General features: G+C 70.5%; 14 protein-coding genes. 11 read left to right on the top strand and 3 right to left on the bottom strand.

Translation table 11 applies throughout. The annotated features are described in order from the left end of the window. From IG90_RS0135635 to IG90_RS0135605, 7 genes are all read left to right on the top strand, one after another. Positions 1–1,911: alpha/beta fold hydrolase (locus IG90_RS0135635; protein ID WP_157846389.1), on the top strand; the 1,911-nt coding region annotated here is incomplete at its 5' end. A gap of 71 nt (positions 1,912–1,982) precedes the next feature. Next, on the top strand, positions 1,983–2,615 hold the full coding sequence (locus IG90_RS0135630) for a DUF6875 domain-containing protein (RefSeq protein WP_051860410.1): 633 nt from the start codon (positions 1,983–1,985) through the stop codon (positions 2,613–2,615). Between the two features lie 4 nt (positions 2,616–2,619). Then, on the top strand, positions 2,620–3,513 hold the full coding sequence (locus tag IG90_RS0135625; protein WP_030594254.1) for an alpha/beta hydrolase: 894 nt from the start codon (positions 2,620–2,622) through the stop codon (positions 3,511–3,513). Then, on the top strand, positions 3,510–4,352 hold the full coding sequence (locus tag IG90_RS0135620; RefSeq protein WP_078585540.1) for a tryptophan 2,3-dioxygenase: 843 nt from the start codon (positions 3,510–3,512) through the stop codon (positions 4,350–4,352). Before IG90_RS0135625 ends, IG90_RS0135620 begins: the two co-directional genes overlap by 4 nt. Before the next feature lie 74 nt (positions 4,353–4,426). Beyond that, positions 4,427–5,689 (top strand): kynureninase, encoded by a 1,263-nt coding sequence (locus tag IG90_RS0135615; protein ID WP_030594250.1) that lies wholly within the window; start codon positions 4,427–4,429, stop codon positions 5,687–5,689. Between the two features lie 52 nt (positions 5,690–5,741). Beyond that, positions 5,742–6,782 (top strand): 3-hydroxy-D-kynurenine methyltransferase AcmL, encoded by a 1,041-nt coding sequence (gene acmL, locus IG90_RS0135610; protein WP_030594248.1) that lies wholly within the window; start codon positions 5,742–5,744, stop codon positions 6,780–6,782. Between the two features lie 26 nt (positions 6,783–6,808). Further along, positions 6,809–8,101 (top strand): cytochrome P450 family protein, encoded by a 1,293-nt coding sequence (locus IG90_RS0135605; RefSeq protein ID WP_233436190.1) that lies wholly within the window; start codon positions 6,809–6,811, stop codon positions 8,099–8,101. A gap of 77 nt (positions 8,102–8,178) precedes the next feature. On the opposite strand, the gene IG90_RS0135600 is transcribed toward IG90_RS0135605, so the two are convergent. The 3 genes from IG90_RS0135600 to IG90_RS0135590 form a co-directional block, all read right to left on the bottom strand. After that, the gene (locus IG90_RS0135600) at positions 8,179–8,385 is read right to left on the bottom strand and encodes a ferredoxin (RefSeq protein WP_030594245.1); all 207 of its coding nucleotides are present in this window, start codon (positions 8,383–8,385) and stop codon (positions 8,179–8,181) included. 32 nt (positions 8,386–8,417) lie between these two features. Then, entirely contained in the window at positions 8,418–9,065 is a 648-nt protein-coding gene (locus tag IG90_RS0135595; RefSeq protein ID WP_206433915.1) for an LmbU family transcriptional regulator, read from the bottom strand. Between the two features lie 217 nt (positions 9,066–9,282). Further along, positions 9,283–10,125, bottom strand: a complete 843-nt coding sequence (locus tag IG90_RS0135590) for a TetR/AcrR family transcriptional regulator (RefSeq protein ID WP_051860409.1) — start codon at positions 10,123–10,125, stop codon at positions 9,283–9,285. A gap of 114 nt (positions 10,126–10,239) precedes the next feature. Here IG90_RS0135590 and IG90_RS0135585 point away from each other — a divergent pair, with 114 nt between their 5' ends. The 4 genes from IG90_RS0135585 to IG90_RS0135570 all read left to right on the top strand — a co-directional run bounded on the left by IG90_RS0135585 (position 10,240) and on the right by IG90_RS0135570 (position 15,305). Continuing rightward, entirely contained in the window at positions 10,240–11,124 is an 885-nt protein-coding gene (locus IG90_RS0135585; RefSeq protein WP_030594239.1) for a siderophore-interacting protein, read from the top strand. Between the two features lie 79 nt (positions 11,125–11,203). Beyond that, positions 11,204–12,187, top strand: coding sequence for a daunorubicin resistance protein DrrA family ABC transporter ATP-binding protein (locus IG90_RS0135580; RefSeq protein ID WP_030594237.1), 984 nt, complete (start codon positions 11,204–11,206; stop codon positions 12,185–12,187). Then, entirely contained in the window at positions 12,177–12,944 is a 768-nt protein-coding gene (locus IG90_RS0135575; protein WP_030594235.1) for an ABC transporter permease, read from the top strand. The genes IG90_RS0135580 and IG90_RS0135575 overlap by 11 nt, the downstream gene beginning before the upstream one ends. Before the next feature lie 90 nt (positions 12,945–13,034). Continuing rightward, positions 13,035–15,305, top strand: a complete 2,271-nt coding sequence (locus IG90_RS0135570; RefSeq protein WP_030594233.1) for an ATP-binding cassette domain-containing protein — start codon at positions 13,035–13,037, stop codon at positions 15,303–15,305. The last annotated feature ends 259 nt before the right edge of the window (positions 15,306–15,564 follow it).

Raw genomic sequence — 15,564 nt, 5'->3', positions numbered from 1 at the left:
GGTGGCGCCTTGTTCCTGGGCGACCTGCGCAATCCGCGGTTGCTGCGGACCTTCGCCTCCGGTGTGCAGACGGCGCGTGCCGAGGACCCGAGCGACACGGCCGCGATCCGCCGTGCCGTCGAGCAGAGCCTGGTCCTGGAGAAGGAACTCCTCGTCGACCCCGAGTACTTCAGCGCCCTCGGTCATCACGTCCCCGACCTGGCGGGCTCCGACATCCAGCTCAAGCGCGGAACCGCCCACAACGAACTCACCCGCTACCGCTACGACGCCACCCTCTACAAGACCGGCATCACCCCCCACCCCCTCGACGACGCCCCCACCCGCCCATGGACCCGTGACCCGGGTGCCCTCGCCGATCATCTGGGCAGCGCGAGGCCCGACCGGCTGCGCGTCACCGGGGTACCCCACGCGCGCATCGCGGCCGACCTCGCCGCACAGCGCGCGCTCGAGTCCGGGACGGCACCGGACGTCCGGGACACGGCCGGCGTCGATCCGGAGGACTTGCACCGCCTGGGCGAGAAGTACGGCTACTGGACGGCGATCAGCTGGAACGGGCACGACCCGGCCGCCCTCGATCTCACGTACGTCAAGCGCGAACTGCTCGGCGAGGGGGTGCCCGTCGGTGCCTACGCGCCCACGGGCGCGGCCGGCCCCGGCACGCCGCTCTCCTCCTGGACCACCAGTCCGGCCACCGGCCGGAGCACCGGCGCCCTGCTCATGGCCGTACGGGAGCACCTGCGCCGTCGGCTGCCCGAGTACATGCGCCCCGCCGCCGTGGTTCCGCTCGACCGGCTGCCGCTCACCTCCAACGGCAAGCTCGACCGTGCCGCGCTGCCGACGCTCGAACCGGAGCCCGCCGACATCGGGCGGGCGCCGGCCACTCCGCAGGAGCAGGTGGTGTGCGAGCTGTTCGCGGAGGTCCTCGGCCGGCCGGTGGTCGGTGTGAGCGAGGACTTCTTCGACCTGGGCGGGCACTCGCTGCTGGCCACCCGGCTGATGGCCCGGCTGCGCGCGGCCTTCGGCGTCGAGCTGGGCGTGCGGAGCCTGTTCGAGGCGCCGACACCGGCGGGCATCGCGGCCCGGCTCGACGTCGACGACGCGGACGGCTCGTACGAGGTGATGCTGCCGCTGCGCACCGCGGGCAGCAGGCCGCCGCTGTTCTGTGTCCATCCGGGTGGAGGCATCAGCTGGTCGTACAGCGCGCTCATCAAGCACCTGGGGCCGCAGTACCCGCTGTACGGCATCCAGGCGCGCAGTCTGGCCCGGCCGGAACCCCGGCCCGCCAGCATCGAGGAGATGGCGGTGGACTACGCCGACCAGATCCAGAGGGTGCAGCCGCACGGGCCGTACCACCTGGCCGGCTGGTCGTTCGGCGGGCTGTGCGCGCACGCGCTGGCCGCGGAGTTCCAGCGGCGCGGCGAACCGGTGGCGCTGGTCGCGGTGCTCGACGTGATCCCCGACTGGCAGGGCCTCACCCACGCCGACGTGCCTGCCCCGGACGACCGGGTGATGCTGCTCTACCACGTGGGTCTCGTCGACGACGGCAGTCACCACCACGACGAGGAGATGACCTTCGCCAAGGCGCGGGAGATCCTGCGCCGCCAGGGCAGTGTGCTGGCCAACCTGGAGGAGGACCGGCTCACGACGATCACCGAGATCTCGGCGAACAACACCCATCTGACCGTCGACTACCGGCCCGGCCCGATCGACGGAGACCTGCTGCTGATCGCCTGCTCGGAGGAGCAGGACCCGCCGGTGACCGCCGGGGCCTGGCAGCCGTACGTGCGCGGCTCCGTCGAGGCCCATGTGGTGCCCGGCGACCACGGGTCGATGCTGACCCGCCCGGACACGCTGGCCGAGATCGGCCGCATCCTCTCGGCCAAGCTCCACGACCTCACCGGCGACGAGTGACCTGCGCGGGCCGCCCACCAGGAACCCGCCGTCCGCTGTCCGCGAGGACCGACACCCGAGGACTGACACTGATGTTGACCGACGTGCTCTCCGTCGACGTGGCCAAGGCCCTGGCCGCCATGGACGAATGGCTGAGCGAGTACATCCGCCGACCGCACGACGAACTCGGACGCACCGGCCCGGTGTGCCCCTTCGTCGAACCCGCCCAGCGTGCCGGCGCGCTGGAGATCCGCGTCAGATTGGTCGGCCCCACCCCGAGCCAGACCCTGATCGACGAGATCGTCCGCTGCGGCCTCGACGAGTTCAGCGAGGTCGACTGGAGGTCCGGCAACCCGAATCTGCGCTCGCTGCTGCTCGTCCTGCCGGACCTGCCGGCCGAGCACCTGCACCTGTTGGACACGGCGCACACCGCGCTGAAGCCGGAGAGTGTGCGGCGGGGGTTGATGATCGCGCAGTTCCACGAGAAGTGCGAGGAGAAGGCCGCGCGCAATCCGGCGTTCGAGGTGAGCCACGCACCGGTGCCGATGATGGCGGTGCGGTCGATGGCGATCCACGACGTGCTGTTCCTGGCCGACAGGCGGGAGTGGTTCGAGGAGTACGCGAGCCGTTTCGGAGCCCGCTACGGCAGCGGGTCGCACGGCATCGACCCGCTGCTGACCGAGGTGTACGAGCGGGCCCGTGCCGCCTACGCTTCGGGGAGCTGAGCGCATGCGCGACGCACCGCCGGCCGGACCTGCCGTGTACCGGGGCATGGACCAGGCCACGCTGGACCGGCAGTACTCGCCGAGTTCCCGCGTGGCGAGCCTGGACGCCTACCTGCACGAGTACGAGCGGCTGAGCAAGGCCGCCCGCCGGGCCCACCCGGTGCGGACCTCTCTCGCCTACGGCCCGCACCCGGCGGAGAGACTCGACTACTTCCCCGGACCGGGAGCCGGGCGGGCGCCGTTGCTGGTGTTCGTGCACGGCGGGAACTGGCAGGCACTCGGCCGTGCCGAATCCGCCTTCCCGGTGCCGCCGTTGCTGGCCGCCGGTGCGGCGGTCGCGGTGGTCGAGTACGGGCTGGCGCCGGACGTCGGCCTGGACGCCATGGCGGGCATGGTGCGCCGGGCCGTGGACTGGCTGCTGCGGCACGCGGACGGGCTCGGGTTCGCCCCGGACCGCCTCCATCTGTGCGGCACCTCGGCCGGTGCACACCTGGCCGCCATGGCCCTGCTGCCGGATGCGTCGGCCGACCCGGACGTGTCCGGCCGGATCGCCGGGGCGGTGCTGCTCAGCGGCATGTACGACCTGGAGCCGGTCCGCCTGTCCTACGTCAACGACGCGCTGCGGCTGGACGAGGCCGCGGCTCGCCGCAACAGCCCGATCCTTCGACTGCCGGCTCGGCTGCCCGAGACGGTGGTCGCCCGCGGCGGGAACGAGACCGAGGAGTACGTCCGCCAGCACGACCGGATGGTGACGGCGCTGCGCCCCCGGGCAGCGGTGACGGAGGTCGTCGCCGATCGGCGCGACCACTTCGACCTCCCCTACGACCTGGGCGTGCCGGGCACCGTGCTGGGCGACGCGGTACTGGCGCAGATGGAACTGGAAGGAACGACCGCATGACCACCGAACAGACCACCCGGAGCCCCGCGTGCCCGCTGTCCGTCGGATCCCCGTCGGACACCACCCCGTACGCCCACTACGCGCGGATGGACGAGCTGCTGGCGTTGCAGCATCCGCTCAGCTCGGCCCGTACCGAGCCGGGGTTCATCATCATGAGCCAGGTCAAGGAGCTGCTGTTCAAGCTGCTGCACACCGAATTCAGCACAGCGCGTGACCAGTTGGCGGACGACCTGCTCGACGACGCGCTGTGGACGCTGCGCCGCGCCGCGCGGGTGCAGCAGGTGCTGCTGGTCTCGTGGGAGACGTTCTCCGTGCTGTCCCCGGTGGAGTTCGCCGAGTTCCGGGACGTCCTGGGGTCGGCCTCCGGCTTCCAGTCGGCCGGCTACCGGTGCCTGGAGTTCCTGCTCGGCAACAAGAACCCCGCGATGGCCGCGCCGCACCGGAACACGGCGGGCTATGACTCGGTGGTCGGCCAGCTGCACGAGCCGAGCCTGTACGACGCCGCGCTCACGCTGCTGGCACGCCGCGGGCTGCTCACGTCGGACGACTCCACGGACTGGGACTCCACCCGGCCGTACCGCGGCGGCGCGGAGGTCGAGGAGGCCTGGCGGTCGGTCTACCGGGACCCCGTCCGCCATCGCGACCTGCATCTGCTCGCCGAGGCGCTGATGGACACCGCCGACCAGTTCGCGCGCTGGCGCTACGCCCACCTGGTGACCGTGCAGCGGATGCTGGGCGCCAAGCCCGGGACCGGCGGCACCGAGGGCGTGGCCTGGCTCGCCCGGATCAGTGAGCACCGCTTCTTCCCGGAACTGTGGTCGGTGCGCTCCACGCTCTGACCGGGCGCCCATGGCCTCCCCCGCGGACGGCGGGGACACGCGGACACGGACGACACGAGACAGAAGGAGGGCCGATGGTGAGCGGGATCCCGCGCACGGTGGCCGAGGAACTGGACGCGGCCGATCCGCTCGCCGCGTTCCGCGAGCGGTTCGTCATCGCCGATCCGGAGCTGATCTACCTGGACGGCAACTCGCTGGGCCCGCTGCCCGCGGCCACGCCGGAGGTACTGCGGGAGGTGGTCGAGGAGGGCTGGGGCGGGGGACTGGTGCGGTCGTGGCAGGGCTGGATCGACTGGGGCGCCCGACTCGGCGACCGCCTCGCCGAGCACGTACTCGGCGCCGCACCCGGCGAGGTGGTGATCTCCGACTCCACGTCGGTCAACCTCTACAAGCTGGCCGCCGCCGCCCTGGACGCGGCACCGGGGCGCGGCACCGTCCTGATGGACGCCGAGGACTTCCCCACCAACCGGTACATCGTCCAGGGCCTGGCCGAACAGCGCGGGCTTCGGCTGGTGCGGCTGCCGTCCGAACTCGACGGCGGCCTCGACCTCGACGCGCTGCGCTCGGCACTGAACGGTGACGTCGTGCTGGTGGTGCTGTCGCTGGTGTCCTACCGGAGCGGCGCGCTGCTGGACATGGCGCAGGTGAACGACCTGGCCCACGCGGTCGGCGCGCGGGTGGTGTGGGACGTGTCGCACGCCGCCGGAGCCGTCCCCGTCGACCTGGCCGGCACTGGTGCGGAACTCGCCGTCGGCTGCACCTACAAGTACCTGAACGGCGGCCCGGGTTCACCCGCCTTCCTCTATGTGCGGCGCGACCTGCAGTCCCGGCTGCGGCAGCCGGTGTGGGGCTGGTACGGGCAGCGCGGGCAGTTCGAGATGGGGCCCGACTACGACCCGGTGCCGGGCATCGAGCGGTTCCTGGTGAGCACCCCGCCGCTGGTGTCGCTGGCGGCGATCGATCCCGCCCTCGCCCTGGTCGAGGAGGCCGGCCTGGCACGAATCCGGGCCAAGGGGCTGCGGCTGGGCCGGCTGGCCGACGATCTGGCGGACGCCTTGCTCTCTCCGCTGGACTTCCGGCCCGCCTCGCCCCGCCCGCCGGAGCGGCGCGGTTCGCATCTGTCCCTATACCACCCCGACGCCTGGCGGATCTGCCAGGCGCTGGCCGCGGACGCGAAGGTCGTCTGCGACTACCGGGTCCCGGACCGGCTGCGTATCGGTCTGTCCCCCCTGGTCACCCGGTTCACCGACGTCTGGGACGCGTTGGCCCGTATTCGCGACGTCGTGGCCGAGGGCGCCTACGCCTCCCGGCCCGCCGGCCTCGCCCGGGTGACCTGACGTCCGCCTCCCCGCACACCCACCTCTCCACCTCAGCCGATTCGGAGTGCCCATGGTTCACGCATCCCCGCTCACCACCGACGGACTGGTACAGATCCTGTTCGGCTCCTCGGCCTTCCAGATGCTCCGCGCGGGCAGCGACCTGGGCCTGTTCACCCTGTTGCACCGGCGACCGGGCCTGACGCCGCCGGAGATCGGCCGGGAACTCGACCTGGAGGAGCGGCCGGTGCAGATCCTGCTGCTCGGCACCACCGCTCTCGGACTGACAATGCGTCAGGGCGACGGCTACGAGAACGCCGACGTGCTGAACGGTCTCTTCGCGGAGGGCACCTGGGAGATCATCGAGGATCTCGTCGAGTACGAGGAGCGGATCGTCCGGCCCGCCGAGGTGGACTTCATCGCGTCACTGCGCGAGAACACCAACGTCGGCCTGCGACGGATCAAGGGCACGGGGGAGGACCTTTACCACCGGCTGTCCGCGGACCCCGAGCTGGAGCAGTTGTTCTACCGCTGCATGCGGTCCTGGTCCCGGCTGTCCAACCCCGTGCTGGTCGAGAAGGCCGACCTCACCGGAGTGCGGCGCGTGCTCGACGTGGGCGGCGGCGACGGCGTCAACGCCATCACCCTCGCGCAGGCCAACCCCGGCGTGGAGTTCACCGTCCTGGACCTGCCCGGCACGGTGGAGATCGCCCGCAAGAAGATCGCCGAGCACGGCCTGTCCGACCGGATCTCCGTGCGAGCTGCGGACATCTTCGCCGACACCTACCCGACAGGCCACGACTGCGTGCTCTTCGCCAACCAACTCGTGATCTGGTCGCCGCAGGAGAACACACGGCTGTTGCGCAAGGCGCACGCGGCGTTGCCGGACGGCGGGCGGGTGCTGGTGTTCAACGCCATGTCCGACGACAGCGGGGACGGCCCGCTGTACGCGGCCCTGGACAACGTGTACTTCGCGACGCTGCCGGCTGCCAGCAGCACGATCTACCGGTGGGGCCAGTACGAGGAGTGGTTCGCCGCGGCCGGGTTCGTGAAGCCCGAGCGGCTGCCCGGCGGCCAGTGGACGCCGCACGGCGTGATCAGCGCGGTCAAGTGACGCCCCAGCGAGTACCGGAGCCGACCATGTCTTCCACGTTCCAGGACGCCCCGCCGGCCGACGGGGGAACGGCGTGCCCCGCCGGCCCGCACATGATGGACCCCGACCTGCTCGCGGACCCCTTCGGCGGTTACGGCCGGCTGCGCGAACAGGGCCCGGTCGTCCGCGGGCGGTTCGTGGACGGCACTCCGGTGTGGTTCGTGACCCGCTACGACGACGTCCGCGCCGTGCTACGCGACCCACGGTTCGTCAACACCCCTTCCCACGTGCCCGGCGCACAGGACGCGGATCCGCGTGAGGGGATGATGGAACTGCTCAAGGTCCCCGAGCACTTACGGATCTACCTGCTCGGATCCATCCTGGACAGCGACCCGCCGGACCATCCGCGGCTGCGCCGCCTGGTGACCCGGGCGTTCACGGCCCGCCGTATCCTCGATCTGCGTCCCGCCATCGAACAGATCGCCGACCGGCTGCTCGCCGAACTGCCCCACCGGGCGCAGGACGGAACGGTGGACCTGCTGGAGCACTACGCCTACCCCCTTTCCATCACGGTGATCTGCCGGCTCGTCGGCATCCCCGAGGTCGACCTCGAGCGGTGGCGGGAGTGGGGCGGGGACCTCGTGTCGATGCGGCCCGAACGCCTACAGCACTCCTTTCCCGTGATGATCGACTACTGCCATCAACTGATCGAACAGCGTCGCACCGCGCTCAGGGACGATCTGCTGAGCGAGCTGATCCGGGCACAGGACGACGACGGCGGACGGTTCAGCGACACGGAGATGGTTACCATGGTGCTCACCCTGGTGCTGGCCGGCCATGAGACGAGCACGCATCTGATCGGCAACGGCACCGCGGCCCTGCTCACCCATCCCGACCAGCTGGCACGGCTCAGGGAGAACCCGGCGCTGCTCCCGAGAGCGGTGCACGAGCTGATGCGCTGGTGCGGCTCGGTGCAGGTGGCCCGACTGCGCTACGCCGTCGAGGACCTGGAGATAGCCGGCACGCGCATCGCCCGCGGTGACGCGGTCCAACCGGTGCTGGTATCGGCCAACTTCGACCCGCGGCACTACACCGAGCCGGACCGGCTTCACCTGACACGTCAGCCGGACGGGCAGGCCGAGAACCACGTGGGCTTCGGCCACGGCATCCACTACTGCCTGGGTGCGACGCTGGCCCGGCAGGAGGGCGAGGTGGCGCTCGCCCGGCTGCTGGCCCGCTACCCGGACCTCGCGCTCGCTGACGGCGATCCGGAGCACGACCGTGCCCGGCTGCCCGGCAGTTGGCGGCTGAACGCGTTGCGCCTGCGGCTCGGAGCATGATCCGAGCCGCAGCACTGAGGGCTCCACGGTCTGCACCGTGGAGCCCTCGGCGTTGGGGGGTGGCGGGAGTTGTGCCGTCAGGCGTCAGGCGGGTCGTTCCGCACGGCTATGGCCTGGACGGGGCAGGACAGCGCGGCCTGGGTGACCTGCCGCGGGGGCGCCGTCTGCGACCCGTCGGGTACGAGCGCGGCGTACCCGTCGTCGTCCTGGGTGAACACAGTGGGTGCCGTCAGGGTGCACTGCCCGGACCCGATACAGGTGCGGTGGTCGATGTGGATCTTCATTGGGGGCCGTCTCCGGTGGTCGGGCGGGGGCGTCAATGACCGAGCTCGTGCGCGGTGGCACGGTCGAGCGTCAGCAGGACCCACTCCTCGAAGTCCCGGTCTCCCCTCGATGCGGCCTCCCGCCAGCGCTGGACACGGTCACAGGGGGCGCTGATCCGGAGCTGGCTGGCCCGTGCGGGTCTGGCCGGCCGGTCTCCTCTGCGGCTCTCCCGCAGCCGCAGTCGGAGCTGGTTCCGTGACCAGCCGTGCTGCTCCGCCTGGTCGAGCCAGGTGTCGGCCTCCGCCGGCGGCAGGGAGGCGACCTCGGCGTGGTGGCCGAAACTCAGCGTCTCGCGCCGACGCCAGAGCTCGAAGTGGCGTGCCACCCATGCGTAGTTGCGCAGCGTCTGGTAGTCGAGTCCCGCGGCCTGGACTCCGGTCTGGTAGCGGTCGGCGTAGCGGTCCTGGCCGTAGGCGAGCCAGTCGCCCAGGCACCAGGCGGAGGAGTCGGCGATCTGGAAGATGTGCTGCCCGACCTTCTCCCATCGGTCGTACGTGAGGCTGGTCGGTATCTTGAGGCCGACCCGGGTGGTGAAGATTCGTTCCTGCTCGCCCGGTCTGCGAGGGCGGGCCGCCTCGGTCGCTCGGCGGCCGACTGTTGATTGACGGTCACTCCGGTCATATTTGGCGATGTGCTGCACCGGCATTCTCCTGAAATTGGGGGCATGATGTATCTCGCACCATTCATCGCGCACTCGAGCCATCAAGGGCGCAAGCTTAAAAAACGGTAGTCACCGTCCGAGATACCGTCAATGAATATTTTCGGCCGGAGGTGGCCGACTGGGGTGGAATCGACTTCGATGCCGATCGCTTCGGGAGTGCGGCACGTGCTGAATCGTGCGGGCCCGCACGACCCCGTCAGGGGGTGCCCGCCGAGGCGTGGAGGGTGCCGTCGGAGTCCGTCCGCACCGCCGCCTCGGCGCCGTCGAGGATCAGGTCCAGGCCCACTCGAAACGCCTCCCTCGCCTCCTGCTCCATGTGTGACGCGGCGCCACCCGCCTCCGACTCGGTCATGGCGGCGAGACTCGCGGTCGACTCCAGGGCCGCGAGGGCGGGGAAGCGTTCGGTGAAGTCCGGCGCGAACTCCGCCATCAGCGCGGACCGCTGCGCCCACCACTCCTCATCGGGCACCCCGGTCTCCGGCGCCGCCTGCCGGTGTTCCGTCGCGACCAGGGCCATACCCCGCACGAACTGGAACAACACCGCGATGACCCGTCTGACGTGCAGGGGTTCCAGGCCGATTCCGCCCAGGATCCGCACCACCGTCTCCAGCCGCGCGTACTCGTTCGGCCCGAGTACGGGACGGGCCTGCGAGACCTGGAGCACCCAGGGGTGGCGCAGATAGAACGCCCAGGAGTCGGCGGCCCAGGCGGTGATCGCAGGGCGCCATCCCACGCTCGTGTCGTACTCCGTGGGCAGTTCGGCCAGCACCCGGTCGTGCATGAGATCGACCAGTTCGCTCTTGCTCGGCACGTACGTGTAGAGGGCCATGGCGGTCCGCCCGAGCCGGGTCCCGACCGCCCGCATGGACAGGGCCGCCATTCCCTGTTCGTCTGCCACCGCGACACCTGCGGCCACGATCGTGTCCACGTCGAGTCCGGGTTTGGGGCCGGGTTTCGGGACAGGCTCACCCGATTCAGCCGATCGCCAGAGCAGGGACATGGATCGGCGGGCATCGCCCTGTCCGGCGAAAACAGCCACCTTGCAACTCCTTACTGCATAACGTAACCTCACTGGGCACATCTCTTTACGCTGTAAGGATACCAGCTGGGCGTCCGCCCTGGTACGCCCGTACGTTCGTGGAAGGCTTTTTCGATGGCAGAGCTCCCCGTCACGTTCATCCAGGTCACCGACATCACGCGCATGACACCGCGGATGGCCCGCGTGACGTTCGAGGCCGACCACCTCGACGACTCCGTCGGCCTGACCCCGGACCAGCAGCTCAAGCTCTGCTTCCCCCGGCCCGGCCAGGCGCGCCCCGTCCTGCCGGAGCAGAGCGACGACGCGACGGGCTGGTACCAGGCATTTCTGGCCATTCCGGAGGACGAGCGGCCCTGGATGCGCAGCTTCACCCTCCGCCGGCGCGTGCCCGGGACGAACACCGTAGAGGTCGACTTCGTCCTGCACGGCGACAGCGGCCCGGCCAGCGCCTGGGCCGGCTCCGCCCGCCCAGGCGACCGGCTCGGCATGGTCGGCCCCTCCGCGCTCTACGCCGGACCGGTCTCCCTGACGGAATCGATCACCTCCGCCGACTGGCTGCTGCTCGCCGGCGACGAGACGGCACTGCCCGCCATCGGCACACTGCTGGAGGCCCTGCCCGAGGGGACCCGCGCCCAGGTCTACATCGAGGTCGCCGAACGCGCCGAGCAGCAGCCCTTCCGGACGGCGGGCGACGTCACCCTGCACTGGCTGCACCGCGACGGAATCCAGGCCGGCCGCAGCGAAGCCCTGATCGACGCCGTCCGCGGCGCCGAGTTCCCGCCCGGGCGCCCCTTCGCCTGGCTGGCCGGCGAGGCAGGTGTCGTCCGGACCCTGCGGCGCCACCTGGTCAACGACCGGGGGCTCGACAAGCGCGCGATCGACTTCAGCGGCTACTGGCGCGTCAAGCTCACCCAGGACGACGCCCCGACCGCCGACGACATGGCCGAGGCGCAGGAGCGCCTCGCCGAGTACCAGGCGGCGGCCGATGGCCAGTACTGACGAGCCGCGGGCCGGAGCCGACATCCCGGCCGGGCGCCGCGAGTCGGCCGGACGACTGCCGGGCCGAGAGAAGGATTTCATGATCACAGTACGAGGGCTCGCCCGCCGGTTCACCGTGCGCGGCCAAAGTGTCGAAGCGGTCAAAGGAATCGACTTCGACGTGGCGCCCGGGGAGGTGGTCGGGTTCCTCGGCCCCAACGGAGCGGGCAAGACCACGACCTTACGGATGCTCACGACCCTGCTGCGCCCCACCGGCGGAACCGGAACCGTGGCCGGCTGCGACCTGCTGACGGACCCTCAGGGCGTCCGGCGCAGAATCGGCTGCGTCCACCAGGGCGGCGCCACCTGGCCCGAGTCCAGGGTCGCCGAGGAGATCGAACTCCAGGCCCGGCTCTACGGCCTGTCCCGGTCCGAGGCCAGACGGCGCGGGGCCCTGCTCGCCGAGCGGCTCGACCTCGCCGACCTGGACCAGCGCCCCGTCAAGACGCTCTCCGGCGGTCAGCGCCGCCGGCTCGACATCGCTCTCGGACTAGTCCACGAACCGACGCTCGTCTTCCTCGACGAGCCCACCACCGGGCTCGATCCGCAGAGCCGGGCCAACCTCTGGGACCACGTCCGCCGCCTGCGCTCCGAGCAGGGCACGACCGTCTTCCTCACCACGCACTACCTCGACGAGGCGGACGTGCTGTGCGACCGGATCCTCGTCACCGACCACGGCACGATCGTCGCCGAGGGAACCCCCGACGGACTCAAGGCCCGGGTCGCCGGCGACGCGATCACCATCGAGGTGACCGACCAGGTCGCGGATGCGGCCGACGTCGCCGGGCGGCTGACCGGCGCGACCGAGGTGAGCATCGACGGCGACACGGTGCGCTTCCGGGTGCCCCGCGGCGACGTCGCCCTGCCGGAACTGCTGCGCACCCTCGACGGCCGGGGGATCACCATGGTCTCGGTCAAGGTCAACCGGCCCACCCTCGACGACGTGTTCCTCAGCCTGACCGGACGCTCCCTGCGGGACGGCGACCCCGCGCCCCAGGCCAGGGAGGCCGCCCATGCTGCTTGACACCCAACTGATCTTCGTGCGGGACATGAAGCTCGCGCTGCGCAGCCCGACCTGGCTGCTCATCGGGATCATGCAGCCGCTCCTGTACCTGTTCCTCTTCGGACCCCTCATGGTGTCCGTGGTCGACCACACCCCCGGTTTCCCGCCCGGCGGCGCCTGGCAGGTCCTCACCCCGGCCCTCATCGTCCAGACGGCACTGTTCAGCGGCTCCTTCGCCGGGGTGGGACTGCTCACCGAGTACCGGGTCGGCGTCGTCGACCGCTTCCGCGGCACGCCCGCGAGCAGGGCCGCCCTGCTGTTCGGCAAGGTCCTGGCCCAGGCCGTGCAGGCCACCGCGCAGTCCGTACTGATCGTGCTGGTGACGCTGCTGGTCTTCGACCTCGACGTCTCACTGACCGGGCTGCTGCTCAGCCTGGCGATCGCCGCGGTCCTGGCCATCACGCTGTCCTCGGGATCGTACGCACTGGCGATGATTCTCAAGAGCGAGGCCGCGTTCCCCGCGCTGATGAACGCCGTGCTCCTGCCGCTTCTGCTGTTGTCCGGGGTGCTGCTGCCGGTCTCCGAGCAACTGGCGCCCGGCTGGCTGTACAACCTGGCCCGGATCAACCCCCTGACCCACGTGGTCGACGCCGAACGCGCGGCGTTCCGGGGGGACATGAGCGCCACGGGGCTGCTGACCGGCTCCCTCGTGCTGCTGGTCATGGCCGTCCTCGCCCTGCTGTGGGGCACGCGGACCTTCCGCAAGGAGAACGCCTGACGGCACCGCCCGCAGGCCCACCCGAGACCGGGCTCCCCCCCCCTACATCCCCCGGAGGGGGAGCCCACCCGCACCAAGCAAGGAGCACACGTGAGGACCGACGCCATCAAGGTGACCGGTGCCAGGGAGAACAACCTCAAGAACGTCTCGCTTCGGATCCCGAGGCAGCAACTGACCGTCTTCACCGGTGTCTCCGGCTCGGGCAAGTCGTCCCTGGTGTTCGACACCCTCGCGGCCGAGGCCCAGCGGCAGCTCAACGAGACCTTCAGCGCCTTCGTCCGGACCTTCCTGCCCGACTACGGGCGGCCGGACATGGACGCCGTCGAGAACATCTCCGCGGCCGTCGTCATCGACCAGAAACGCCTGGGCGGCAACCCGCGCTCCACCGTCGGCACGGTCACCGACATCAACCCGCTGCTGCGTCTGCTGTTCTCCCGGGCCGGCGATCCCGCGGGCCTGCCACCGAGCGCGTTCTCCTTCAACGACCCCCAGGGCATGTGCCCCACCTGCGCGGGCCTCGGCACGACCGTCCGCCTCGACCTCGACGCGTTCCTCGACCGCACCAGGTCCCTGAACCAGGGCGCGCTGCTGCACCCGGACTTCTCCACCGACAGCTGGTACTGGCTGAGCTATGTGGAGTCCGGTCTGTTCGACAACGACAAGCCGCTGGCCGACTTCACCGAGCGGGAATGGCAGTCGCTGCTGCACGGCGAACTGCCGGACAAGCTCCGCCTCCTCTGGCAGGGCAACAGCCTCAACGTCCGTTACGAGGGCCTCGTCGACAAGTTCACCCGGCTCTACGTCAAGAAGGAGGACATGTCCGAGCGCGGCCGCCGGGTGTTCCAGCGGTTTGCCCGCACCGCCTCCTGCCCCGACTGCGACGGCACCCGCCTCGCGCCCGCCGCGCTGGCCACCCGGATCGGCGGGCACCACATCGCGGACCTCACCGCGATGGAGACCCAGCACCTCGCACACGTCCTGGCGGAGCTGGACCTGCCGCGGGTGAAACCGGTCCTGGACGACCTGACCATCCGTCTGCACCACCTGGTCGACATCGGACTCGGCTACCTGAGCCTGGAGCGGGAGACCCGCACGCTCTCGGGCGGCGAGTCCCAGCGGATCAAGATGGTCCGGCATCTGTCCAGCAGTCTCACCGAGATGCTGTACGTGTTCGACGAGCCGAGCGTCGGCCTGCACCCCCGGGACGTGCACCGGCTCAAGGAACTCCTCATCGCGTTGCGGGACAAGGGCAACACGGTGCTCGTGGTCGAGCACGACCCCGACGTCATGGCCATCGCGGACCATGTGGTCGACATGGGCCCGAAAGCCGGGACGCTCGGCGGCGAAGTGGTCTTCGAGGGCAGCTTCGACGCACTCACCCGTGCCGACACCCTCACCGGGCGCCACCTCCAGCACCGACTGCCTCTCAAGACCGAACCCCGGCGCGCCACCGGGACGCTCACCGTCACCGACGCGACGAGCCACAACCTCAAGAACGTGACGGTCGGCTTCCCCACCGGCGTCCTGACGGTCGTCACCGGCGTGGCCGGATCGGGCAAGAGCACGCTGGTCCACGCGGAGTTCCTCAGCCGATACCCCGACGCGATCGTCATCGACCAGTCGGCGGTGACCACCAGCCGACGCTCCAACACCGCCACCTACACGGGCCTGATGGATCCGATCCGCAAACTGTTCGCCAACGCCAACAAGGTCAGCGCCTCCCTGTTCAGCGCCAACTCCAAGGGCGCATGCCCCAACTGCCAGGGGCTCGGCGTCCTCTACACCGACCTGGCGTTCATGGACACGCTGAAGTCGGTGTGCGAGGTCTGCCGGGGCCGCCGCTTCGCCGAGGACGTCCTCGGCCACCGCCTGCGGGGCAGGTCCATCAGCGACGTCTTGGAGATGACGACGGCCGAGGCGGCGGACTTCTTCACGGAGCCCAAGCTCCGCCCCGTCCTGCACGCCCTGAACGAGGTGGGGCTGGACTACCTTCGCCTCGGCCAGCCGCTCAGCACCTTGTCCGGAGGCGAGTGCCAGCGCCTCAAGCTCGCGGCCGACCTGCACCGCGTCGGAAGCGTCTACGTCATGGACGAACCCACCACGGGTTTGCACATGTCTGATGTCCACCGCCTCCTCGGCATCATCGAGCGCCTCGTCGACCAGGGCAACACCGTCATCGTCATCGAGCACAACCTCGACGTCGTCAGGAGCGCCGACTGGATCATCGACCTCGGCCCCGAAGGGGGCAGCGGCGGCGGACGAATCCTTTTCGAAGGAAGTCCGGCCGATCTTCTGAAGACCACCGACTCCCACACCGCCGCGCACCTCCGCCATGACCTCTCGCATGCGGGCCGCGTCTGATCATCGGGGCCGTGGCGGCAACGACGTGAGTCGACGCGCTCGTCGCGCCGGATGAGGCGGTTCGGGTGTAACCGATCTCCATGTCCGCCAACCTCCGACCCGCTCGCACCGCGTCGTCGTGTGAACCGTTCCGGGCGAGCCAGCCCAGCGAGGCACTGATCCCGGCGGCTATCACGCCCAGCACGGTGGTGCGCACGTCGTCCGTCACGGGCGCGCATGGTATCGGTCGTTCGGGTAGCCGTCCGAGGCGGTCCTGACG

The sequence above is a fragment of the Streptomyces anulatus genome (genome assembly GCF_000721175.1).
GTDB lineage: Bacteria > Actinomycetota > Actinomycetes > Streptomycetales > Streptomycetaceae > Streptomyces > Streptomyces anulatus_C.
This window is presented reverse-complemented; position numbering and strand designations above follow the sequence as displayed.